6 protein-coding genes are annotated in these 8,917 nt (G+C 68.2%); 3 read left to right on the top strand and 3 right to left on the bottom strand.

Annotation, left to right across the window (positions count from 1 at the left end; genetic code table 11):
* Positions 1-2,478: a putative peptide modification system cyclase gene (locus tag ACIGII_RS13180; protein WP_399638735.1), complete on the top strand. Its 2,478-nt coding sequence runs from the start codon at positions 1-3 to the stop codon at positions 2,476-2,478.
* A gap of 78 nt (positions 2,479-2,556) precedes the next feature.
* On the opposite strand, the gene ACIGII_RS13185 is transcribed toward ACIGII_RS13180, so the two are convergent.
* The 3 genes from ACIGII_RS13185 to ACIGII_RS13195 are packed head-to-tail and all read right to left on the bottom strand — an operon-like array spanning position 2,557 to position 7,356.
* A complete protein-coding gene (locus tag ACIGII_RS13185; RefSeq protein WP_399638737.1) occupies positions 2,557-4,539 on the bottom strand; it encodes an acetyl-CoA carboxylase biotin carboxylase subunit in 1,983 nt (660 codons plus the stop codon).
* 32 nt (positions 4,540-4,571) lie between these two features.
* Positions 4,572-6,182: a carboxyl transferase domain-containing protein gene (locus tag ACIGII_RS13190; protein WP_399638739.1), complete on the bottom strand. Its 1,611-nt coding sequence runs from the start codon at positions 6,180-6,182 to the stop codon at positions 4,572-4,574.
* A gap of 10 nt (positions 6,183-6,192) precedes the next feature.
* The gene (locus ACIGII_RS13195) at positions 6,193-7,356 is read right to left on the bottom strand and encodes an isovaleryl-CoA dehydrogenase (protein ID WP_399638741.1); all 1,164 of its coding nucleotides are present in this window, start codon (positions 7,354-7,356) and stop codon (positions 6,193-6,195) included.
* A gap of 102 nt (positions 7,357-7,458) precedes the next feature.
* Here ACIGII_RS13195 and ACIGII_RS13200 point away from each other — a divergent pair, with 102 nt between their 5' ends.
* Positions 7,459-8,064: a TetR/AcrR family transcriptional regulator gene (locus tag ACIGII_RS13200; protein WP_399638743.1), complete on the top strand. Its 606-nt coding sequence runs from the start codon at positions 7,459-7,461 to the stop codon at positions 8,062-8,064.
* 115 nt (positions 8,065-8,179) lie between these two features.
* On the top strand, positions 8,180-8,698 hold the full coding sequence (locus tag ACIGII_RS13205; protein ID WP_399638744.1) for a c-type cytochrome: 519 nt from the start codon (positions 8,180-8,182) through the stop codon (positions 8,696-8,698).
* The last annotated feature ends 219 nt before the right edge of the window (positions 8,699-8,917 follow it).

Below are 8,917 nucleotides of genomic sequence, written 5' to 3' on the forward strand. Positions count from 1 at the left end.
ATGAACGGTGATGCCGCACCCTCGACCCAGCCCCCGTTGCTGAAGGCCCTGTTGTTCACCGACCTGTGCGACTCGCTCGGGCTGGTCGAACGGCTGGGCGACAGCATGGCCGCCGAACTGTTCCAGCAGCACGACCGGCTGGTACTGGCGCTGCAGCAGCAGTGGCACGGGCAGCAGATCGACCGTTCCGACGGCGTGTTCATGCTGTTCGAGCGGCCGATCGACGCGCTCGGGTTTGCATTGGATTACCAGCGTGAACTGCTGCAGATCGGCAAGCAGCGGGGGATCGAACTCAGCGCGCGTACCGGCCTGCACGTCGGCGAAGTGTTGATCTGGGAAAACAGCGCCGAGGCCGTCGCTGCCGGTGCCAAGCCGGTCGAGGTGGAGGGCCTGGCCAAGCCGATGGCCGCGCGCCTGATGATGCTGGCCTGGCCCGGGCAGATCCTGATGTCGGCCGTGGCCGAAACCCTGACCCGGCGCGCCAGCAGCCTGCTGGGCGAGCGCGGGGAGCGGCTGCTCTGGAAGTCGCACGGCCGCTGGCGCTTCAAGTCGGTGCCGGCGGCGCAGGAGGTGTTCGAGGCCGGCGAGCTGTGCATCACCCCGATGCGCATGCCGCGTGGCAATGCCAAGGCGCGCCGCGTGCTGCCGGTATGGCGCCGACCGGCGGCGCTGGCCGCCCAGGCTGCGCTGATCGCCCTGCTGGGGATCGGCACCTGGGTGCTGCTGCGACCGGAGCCGGCCATCGCCTTCGCCGAGCGCGACTGGGTGGTCCTGGCCGACGTGGACAACGCCAGCGGCCAGGTGCTGTTCGACGATTCCCTGCAACGCGCCCTGCTGATGAGCCTGGAGCAGTCGCGCTACGTCAACGTGTTGTCCAGCAGCAAAGTCAGCGAATCCCGCGACCTGCTGCGGGTGCCCGCCGCGCGCGGCCTGGATCGCGAGTTGGCCGCTGACGTGGCGGCGCGCGAGGGAGCGCGCATGGTCCTGGCACCGGGAATCCGCCAGTCAGGCGGCAGCTACCTGGTCAGCGTCGACCTGCTCGACCCGGCCAGCCGGGCGGTGGTGCGCAGCTATCGCGCCAAGGCCGATGCCGCCGCCGACGTCATGGCGGCGGTGGACGACGTAGTGGGTCAGCTGCGCGCGGGGCTGGGCGAATCGGTGGCATCGGTTCAGCAGTCGGTGCCGCTGCCGCAGGCGTCCACCGCCAGCATGGAAGCGCTGAAATCCTTTGCCCTGGCTGAAAGCGCGCTGGGGCGGCGACGCTTCACCGAGTCGGCCAAGTTATACGAAGCGGCGATCGATGCCGATCCGGACTTCGCCATGGCCCACATCGGGCTGGCCAAGCTGCTGGTACGGCTGGAACGGCGGGAGGAGGCGCAGCCGCACCTGGCCCGCGCCCTGGCGGTGAACCAGCGGCTGCCGCACCGCGAGCGCCTGTATCTCAAGGCCTGGAGCAACGAACTCAGCGCCGACGCGTGGCCGCTGGATGACTGGCGCGTCCTGGCCGACGTGTACCCCGACTCCTACGCCGGGTTGTCCAACACCTCGTGGTATCTGCTCACCGACAACCGCTTCGACGATGCCGAACCCTACGCCCGCGCGGCTGCCGTGCCACAGGATCCCATGCGCGCCTATCCAATCGCGCACCTGGGTTGGATCCAGCTGGGTACCAACCGGTACGACGAGGCGCTGCGCAGTTTCAAGCTGTCCGAACAGCTCACCGGGCGCCCGGTGAGCGACCCGCGCGCCGACGTGCTGATCGCCATGCGCCGTTACAAGGAGGCGCAGGACGTGCTGGACCAGCTGGCCCGACCGCGCGACGAGCTGCAGGCGCTGATGAATGTCCGCGTGCGGGTGCTGCTGGCCGCCGACCAGGACGACTGCACCGGCATGGTGGACGCATTGTCCGCCGAGCCCATGCCGACCGAGTCGGCCGACTTTCGCGTCCATGCGGCGTTGATGCGGGCGGTGGTGGCCACGGCATGCCAGCAGGCCGACTCCGGAGCGCTGGCGGCCATTGCCGTGCAGTTACGCCCCCTGCTGGCGGCGAGCGGGCACCCCAGCCTGCCCGACCGCGCGCTGCGCCTGTTGTCGCTGGCCTATCTGGCGCAGCGCCAGGGCGACCATGCCCTGGCCAACGCGCTGCTGGCCGAGTACGACCCGCTGCTGCAGAAGCAGAAGAATCCGATGATCGGCAAGTGGCGCTCCGTGTTGCTGGCCATGCAGAAGGTGGGGCAGGGCAACCCGTCCCAGGCCGTGGCGCTGCTGCAGCCATTGATGGACGGGACCGAGCCGGTGCAGGCGCACGTGGCGCTGCGCGAGGCATACCGGCAGCTGGGTGACGTGCCGGAGTTCCAGAAGCAGAACGAGTGGCTGTTCGAGCATCGCGGTCGCGCGATTGCCGAAATCGCCAACGCGCAGCTGATGCAGGCCTTGAACGTGCATGACACGGTGTCTGACGCCACGATGCGTCAATGAAGCGCCGATGACGCGTAGTGACACGCCATGCGTGTCAGCTCTTCGTTCCGGCACCGCGATGACACCCATGGGGTGTCACTACGCCGCTTCGAAATCCACCAGCACCGCGCCGTCTGCCACCTGGTCGCCCGGCTTGACCCGGTACCCCTGCACCGTGCCATCGGCTGGCGCCTGCAGGGTGTGCTCCATCTTCATCGCTTCCAGCACCAGCAGCGGGGTACCCCGCACCACCTGGGTGCCCGGCGCCAGCAGCGTGGCCACGACGCGGCCTGGCATCGGCGCGACCAGGCTGCCGGCATCGGCCACGGCGTGGTCGGCTTCGCTCACCGGGTCGTGCAGGGTGAAGCGCTGCACGCCGTCAGTGCCGAACAGGTACAGCTCGCTGCCGTCGCGTACCACGCGGGCGCGGTGCAGGCGCTCTCCCTCCTGCAGCGCCAGCCGCTCGCCCACCAGTTGGCCCTGCGCGGATACCGTGGTGCCGCGCACCTTGATCGACCACGCCTCGCCATGGCCTTCAACGGCCACCACCTGCTGGCTGCCGCGATGCTCCAGGGTCAGCCGCCGCGCCGCACGCTGTCCCAGCCGCCAGCCATCGCGCGCCTGCCACGGCGAGTGCGGGTCGCGCGCATCCACCGGGGCCGCTGCGTCCGTCGCCATCGCAGCTACGGCCGCCAGCGCCCACAGGGCAGGGTCGGTATCGCCCTGATGTGGCGCCAGTGCCGCCTGCTCGCGTTCGATCAACGCGGTATCCAGCTTCGCGTTGGCGAACGAATCGGTCATCACCAACCGGCGCAGGAACGCGGCGTTGGTGGTCACGCCCACCACTTCGCACTCGGCCAGCGCCTGCTGCATGCGGCGCAGCGCGGCATCGCGGTCCACATCCCACACGATCAGCTTGGCGATCATCGGGTCGTAGAACGGAGTGATCGCATCGCCCTGTTCCACACCCGCATCCACGCGCACGTGCGCACTGCCGGACGGCAGGCGCAGGTGGCGCAGCGTGCCGGTGGACGGCAGGAAGCCCTTGTCCGCATCTTCGGCATACAGCCGCGCTTCCAGTGCATGGCCGTTGATCCGCAGCTGTTCCTGCTGCAGCGGCAGCGGTGCGCCACTGGCCACGCGCAGCTGCCATTCCACCAGGTCGGTCCCGGTGATGCATTCGGTGACCGGGTGCTCCACCTGCAGGCGGGTGTTCATTTCCATGAAGTAGAAATCGCCGTCGGGCCCGGCGATGAATTCCACCGTGCCGGCGCCCACGTAGTTCACCGCACGCGCGGCATCCACTGCGGCCTTCCCCATCGCTGCACGGCGCCCGGGCGTCATGCCCGGCGCAGGCGCTTCTTCCAGCACCTTCTGGTGGCGGCGCTGCACCGAGCAGTCGCGCTCGAACAGGTACACCACGTTGCCGTGGCTGTCGCCGAACACCTGGATCTCGATATGGCGCGGGCGCTCCACGTACTTTTCCACCAGCACGTGGGCGTTGCCGAAGGCGGACTGCGCCTCGCGCTGGCAGCTGGCCAGCGCTTCGGTGAACGCCGCGCTGTCTTCCACCTTGCGCATGCCTTTGCCGCCGCCACCGGCGCTGGCCTTGATCAGCACCGGGTAGCCGATGCCGTCGGCCTGTTCGCGCAGGAACGCCGGGTCCTGCGCGTCGCCGTGGTACCCCGGGGTCAGCGGCACGCCGGCCTGCTGCATCAGCGCCTTGGCCGCGCTCTTGTCCCCCATCGCGCGGATCGCCGCAGCAGACGGGCCGATGAACACGATGCCGGCCTCGGCGCAGGCCTGGGCGAAGTCCGCGTTCTCCGACAGGAAGCCGTAGCCCGGGTGGATGGCCTGCGCACCGGTGCGGCGCGCGGCGTCCAGGATGGCGTCGGCACGCAGGTAGCTTTCCCGCGCCGGGGCCGGGCCGATGGCCACGGCTTCATCGGCCAGCCGCACATGGCGTGCGTCGCGGTCGGCGTCGGAATACACCGCCACCGTGGCAATGCCCAGGCGTTGGCAGGTGGCGATGACGCGGCAGGCGATTTCGCCACGGTTGGCGATCAGGATCTTGGTGAACATGGAAGTCTCGTTGCGCATGCCAATGGGCCGGATCACATCCGGAACACGCCGAAATCGGTCTTGCGGGCCGGGGCGTTGAGGCTGGCCGACAGCGCCAGACCCAGCACGCGGCGGGTATCGGCCGGATCGATCACGCCGTCATCCCACAGCCGCGCGCTGGCGTAGTAGGGGTGGCCCTGCTGCTCGAACTGGTCGCGGATCGGGCTCTTGAACGTATCTTCGTCCTGCGCAGACCACTGCCCGCCCTTGGCTTCAATGCCATCGCGCTTGACCGTGGCCAGCACGCTTGCCGCCTGCTCGCCGCCCATCACGCCGATGCGTGCGTTCGGCCACATCCACAGGAAGTTGGGCGAATAGGCGCGGCCGCACATGCCGTAGTTGCCGGCGCCGAACGAACCGCCGATCACCACGGTGAACTTGGGCACCTTGGCGCAGGCCACCGCCATCACCAGCTTGGCGCCGTCCTTGGCGATGCCGCCGTGCTCGTACTTGCGCCCGACCATGAAGCCGGTGATGTTCTGCAGGAACACCAGCGGAATGCCGCGCCGCGTGCACAGTTCGATGAAGTGCGCGCCCTTGAGCGCGGACTCGGAGAACAGGATGCCGTTGTTGGCAATGATCCCGACCGGGTAGCCATGCAGGTGCGCGAAGCCGGTGACCAGCGTGTTGCCGTAGCGCGGCTTGAACTCGTCGAAGCGCGAATCGTCCACCAGCCGCATGATCACTTCGCGCACGTCGTAGGGTTTGCGCGTGTCGGCCGGGATCACTCCGTACAGCTCTTCCGCGGCATAACGCGGTTCGGCCGGCGCCTGCACCGCCAGCGCCGGCTCGGGCTTGCGCCAGTTGAGCTGGGCGATGATCGCGCGCACCCGGGCCAGCGCCTGCAGGTCGTTGTCGGCCATGTGGTCGGCCACGCCGGAAATGCGCGTGTGCACATCGGCACCGCCCAGTTCTTCGGCGGTGACCACTTCACCGGTGGCCGCCTTCACCAACGGCGGGCCGCCCAGGAAGATGGTGCCCTGTTCGCGCACGATCACCGTTTCATCGCTCATCGCCGGCACGTAGGCGCCACCGGCGGTGCACGAGCCCATCACGCAGGCGATCTGCGGAATGCCCTGTGCGGAGAGATTGGCCTGGTTGTAGAAGATGCGGCCGAAATGGTCGCGGTCCGGGAATACCTCGTCCTGCAGCGGCAGGAACGCGCCGCCCGAATCGACCAGGTAGATGCAGGGCAGGCGGTTCTGTTCGGCCACTTCCTGCGCGCGCAGGTGCTTCTTCACCGTCATCGGGTAGTACGTGCCACCCTTGACCGTGGCGTCGTTGGCCACGATCACGCATTCCACGCCGGACACCCGGCCAATGCCGGCCACCACGCCGGCGCTGGCGATGCTGTCGCCGTACATGCCGTGCGCGGCCAGCGGCGCGATCTCCAGGAACGCGCTGCCCGGGTCGAGCAGGGCGTCGATGCGGTCGCGCACCAGCAGCTTGCCGCGCGCGGTGTGCTTCTGCCGTGCCGCTTCGCTGCCCCCCAGCGCGGTCTGCGCCAGGGTGGCGCGCAGGTCGTCCACCATCGCCTGCAGCGCCGCGCGGTTGGCTTCGAAAGTCTCGCTGCCCGGTTGCAGCTGGGTGCTCAGTACAGTCATCGCAGGGCCCTTACTTGGTGCGCTGGAACAGTTCGCGGCCGATCAGCATGCGGCGGATTTCCGAAGTGCCCGCGCCGATTTCATACAGCTTGGCATCGCGCCACAGGCGACCGGTCGGGTATTCATTGATATAGCCGTTGCCGCCCAGGATCTGGATCGCCTGGCCGGTCAGCCAGGTGGCCTTCTCGGCCGAATACAGAATGGCACCGGCCGCATCCTGGCGCGTGGTGCGGCCCAGGTCGCAGGCGCGCGCCACTGCATATACATAGGCGCGGCAGGCGTTGAGGCCCACGTACATGTCCGCCAGCTTGGCCTGGATCAGCTGGAAGGTGCCGATCGCCTCACCGAACTGCTTGCGCTCGTGCACGTACGGCATCACCACGTCCATGCCGGCGGCCATCAGCCCCAGCGGGCCGCCGGACAGCACCACGCGCTCGTAATCCAGGCCCGACATCAGCACCTGCACGCCACCGCCCACCGCGCCCAGCACGTTGGCTTCAGGCACTTCGCAGTCTTCGAATACCAGCTCACAGGTGTTGGAGCCGCGCATGCCCAGCTTGTCCAGCTTCTGCGCGGTGGAAAAGCCCTTCATGCCTTTCTCGACCAGGAACGCGGTGATGCCCTTGGCGCCACCGTTCGGATCGGTCTTGGCATACACCACCAGCACGTCGGCATCGGGGCCGTTGGTGATCCACATCTTGTTGCCGTTGAGCACGTAGTGGTCGCCGCGCTTGTCCGCACGCAGCTTCATCGACACCACGTCCGAACCGGCGCCCGGTTCGCTCATGGCCAGCGCGCCGACCTTCTCGCCGCTGCACAGGCCGGGCAGGAAGCGCTGCTTCTGTTCTTCGGTGCCGTTCTTGCGCAGCTGGTTCACGCACAGGTTCGAATGCGCGCCGTAGGACAGCCCGATGGCGCCCGACGCGCGCGAGATTTCTTCCATCGCCACCACGTGGGCCAGGTAGCCCATGCCGCTGCCGCCGTATTCTTCCTCCACGGTCAGGCCGAGCAGCCCCTGCTCGCCCAGCTTGCGCCACAGCGGGTGCGGGAAGACATTTTCCTCGTCGGCCTGCGCCGCCAGCGGCGCGATCTCGGCCGAGGCAAAATGGGCCACGCTCTGGCGGAGCATGTCGATCTCTTCGCCCAGGTCGAAGTTCAGGGTGGGGACGTGCATGAGGCAGCTCCGCAAGGCAGGAAGGGTCGATCAGGCCCCCAGCCTAGTCCTCCCCGGGGTAAAAGTGAACACAAATTCAAAAATTGAACATAGAATCAGCAAATGGCCTATAAACGCTCCGCACTGATGGAAGAACGCCTGGCCGGGGCCCGCGAGCGGATCCTGCTGGCGACCCGCCGCCTGGTGGCCGCCGGCGGCTACCGCAATGCCCCGGTAACCGCGGTGGCGGCCGAGGCCGGCGTCTCCACCGGCCTGATCTACCGGCACTTCCCGTCCAAGGCCGAACTGTTCGTGGAGGTGCTGACCGCCGCGGTAGAGCACGAACTGCGCATCTTCGAGGCCATTGCCGCCGAACCGCTGCCGGCACCGGAGCGCCTGCGCCGGGCGATCACCGCCTTCGTGCGCCGCGCGCTGGCCGGCCCGGGGCTGGCCTACGCCTTCATCGCCGAGCCGGTGGACCCGGAGGTGGAAGCCGAGCGCATCCGCTGCCGCCGCCTGTTCGGTGACGTGTTCCGCCGCATCGTGGATGACGGTGTCGACGCCGGCAGTTTTCCCGCGCAGGACACCGAAGTGGCGGCGGCCTGCATCGTCGGTGCCTTCACCGAAGCGCTGGTCGGCCCGACCGCGCCCAGCCGCGACGCCCACGGCGACCAGACCGCGCTGGTGGAATCGATCTGCGTTTTCTGCCTGCGCGCTGCCGGCGCCTGAGCCACCTCCATGCTGCAATGCGGCACCGGACGGCGGCTTGCAGAGCGCCGCCGACGCTGGTCATACTCGGCCGACAAGCCGTGGTCCAACGACTACCAGCCAGGGGTGAAAGAGAGTGCGGAATTACGACCTCGAGTTCCTGAAACGCTTTTCCATGGTCATTGCGCTGTTGATGGCCATCACGCTCGGATTGATCCTGTTCGCCGCGTACCTGCACACCCGCATTCCTGCTGAAGTCTCGTCCCAGGCCGCCAAGCGCACCGAACTGCGCATTGCCCCGGCCGGCGCGGTGTATGCCGGCGCCACCGGTGCCGCCGACCAGGCCGCGGCCAAGGCCGCAGCGCTGGCCAAGGCGGCGGCGAACGTGGCCTACGGTGGCACCACCGACGGCAAGGTGATCTTCGACAACCTGTGCACCGCCTGCCACACCACTGGCGTGGGCCAGGCACCGACGCTGGACCACGCGCACTGGGATGCGCGCCTGGCGCAGGGCAAGGACACCCTCTACAAGCACGCGATCGAGGGCTACACCGGCCCCGATGGCGGCATCATGCCGCCCAAGGGCGGCAACCCCGGCCTGACCGAAGAGCAGATCCACGCCACCGTCGATTGGATGCTGGCCAACCTGAAATAACCGGCGCGCATCACGAACGGTAGAGCCGATTGTTAATCGGCTGCAGGTAGAGCCGACTGTCAGTCGGCTGCCGTTCGCGCGGCCCTGCAACCCCCCGTGCTCCGGAGCCAAGCCGACCGGTAGAGCCGACTGTTAGTTGTGTAAACCCAGTACGTTGTTCAGCGGGATTCTTGAAATAGGCGGCTGGTTGCCGATCCCCATGTGGGGTCGGTGCCAGTT

This window comes from Stenotrophomonas sp. NPDC077420 (assembly GCF_044543385.1).
Classification (GTDB): domain Bacteria; phylum Pseudomonadota; class Gammaproteobacteria; order Xanthomonadales; family Xanthomonadaceae; genus Stenotrophomonas.

Coding starts and splice junctions, on each gene's coding strand:
- ACIGII_RS13180 (WP_399638735.1), top strand. CDS start 1: ATGAACGGTGATGCCGCACCCTCGACCCAGCCCCCGTTGCTGAAGGCC.
- ACIGII_RS13185 (WP_399638737.1), bottom strand. CDS start 4,539: ATGTTCACCAAGATCCTGATCGCCAACCGTGGCGAAATCGCCTGCCGC.
- ACIGII_RS13190 (WP_399638739.1), bottom strand. CDS start 6,182: ATGACTGTACTGAGCACCCAGCTGCAACCGGGCAGCGAGACTTTCGAA.
- ACIGII_RS13195 (WP_399638741.1), bottom strand. CDS start 7,356: ATGCACGTCCCCACCCTGAACTTCGACCTGGGCGAAGAGATCGACATG.
- ACIGII_RS13200 (WP_399638743.1), top strand. CDS start 7,459: ATGGCCTATAAACGCTCCGCACTGATGGAAGAACGCCTGGCCGGGGCC.